Here is a 1,160-nt window from a genome sequence, read left to right as displayed (position 1 = left end):
ATTGGTACTACTTTATTTGTACGAACATCACATGAATCGTATGGTGGTGTGTTAATCGCTGTTCACAGCGAGTGGTTTGTCATTAAAGAAGAGAATGGATTGAGATTTCCGGTCGATTTTCAAGAGGTACTTTGGAACTCAGTAGAATAGAGAGAATAAATAGCTAACAATAAGAAAAAAAGTTTAGGAGACTAAGTATGGATAGTTTAACGATTGAACGACACCATGTTGATTATCAAAGTAATACATCATTTACGTTTAATGGGACAATTAAAACCAGTAAAAGTTATCGGATTAATTATTCAGATGAATACGTATATGAGGGGCGTGTTGATCAGATCTTTTTAGATCCTGATGGTGATGAACTGATCGAGCTTCATACAATAGACGGAAACCTTGAGTTCATCCCAGCGAGTGGAATATACGAATTTGAAGTGATTTGAATTATAAAAATAAGAGGGAAAGCCAGGTGAGGTTTTCCCTTGTAAAGGATGAGGATTATGAACGTATTTGATGATTCTTTTGAAATGGAAAAAGACATTTGCTACAGTGCCGGCCAACTAATCCTACAAAAAGAAATTGAAGTCACAAATGTACAAGATTTTATTTCGATAATAGTACCCAAAATAGAACAAGAGTTTAAGGAGAGCTTTTCACTAACCGTTATACAAGAGAATTATCAGGGACTCATTTTTGATTTCACCACAGAACGACTATTGCTCTACCATAAAGAGCGTAGACTACCTTAGAAATAATTACAGGAAGATAGGGAATCTAAAATAGATTTCCTGTCGTTCTTTTTTTGAAAACTCTTGGCTTTTTGAGTTTGACTACAGTATGATTATTTTGTAAGAACTTTTTTTCTTATATTGGCTATTTCTTCACCTGGAGCTCTACTCTCCAGGTCTTTTTAAAAAGAAAATAATGCCTTTGTGTTATAAAAATATTGTTATAAGAAATGAGGATTAAGCGTTGAAAAAGTTAAGTTTCAACTTTGACAAAGGTATGATTGATCGTTTTAATGCTTTAGTACCTGAAACAGCGAGGTCCAGAACCATTAGAAATTATCTGTTGAAGGAATATCAATTACCTTCAGATATAAAAAAATTCCCAATTTACTTGGAAGGTGAAAATGAAATTTATCCTTTCCATTTTAATTC

Annotated in this window: 2 protein-coding genes and 1 pseudogene; all 3 read left to right on the top strand. The window is 33.2% G+C overall.

Features of this window, described 5'->3' with window-relative positions; all coding sequences use genetic code 11:
• Positions 1-197 precede the first annotated feature (197 nt).
• The gene (locus tag G3O09_RS21995) at positions 198-443 is read left to right on the top strand and encodes a hypothetical protein (RefSeq protein ID WP_163103570.1); all 246 of its coding nucleotides are present in this window, start codon (positions 198-200) and stop codon (positions 441-443) included.
• A 57-nt stretch (positions 444-500) separates the two neighbouring features.
• A complete protein-coding gene (locus tag G3O09_RS21990; RefSeq protein ID WP_163103569.1) occupies positions 501-749 on the top strand; it encodes a hypothetical protein in 249 nt (82 codons plus the stop codon).
• Between the two features lie 223 nt (positions 750-972).
• Positions 973-1,160, top strand: a pseudogene (locus tag G3O09_RS22250) (hypothetical protein); the annotation flags it as partial.

The sequence above is a fragment of the Peribacillus alkalitolerans genome, assembly GCF_010882125.1.
GTDB lineage: Bacteria > Bacillota > Bacilli > Bacillales > DSM-1321 > Bacillus_BN > Bacillus_BN alkalitolerans.
The sequence above is the reverse complement of the archived record's forward strand: the minus strand, read 5'-3'. Positions and strand labels throughout refer to the sequence as shown.

Excerpts from the sequence above, each read along its gene's own strand:
- G3O09_RS21995 (WP_163103570.1), top strand. The coding sequence starts at position 198 with ATGGATAGTTTAACGATTGAACGACACCATGTTGATTATCAAAGTAAT.
- G3O09_RS21990 (WP_163103569.1), top strand. The coding sequence starts at position 501 with ATGAACGTATTTGATGATTCTTTTGAAATGGAAAAAGACATTTGCTAC.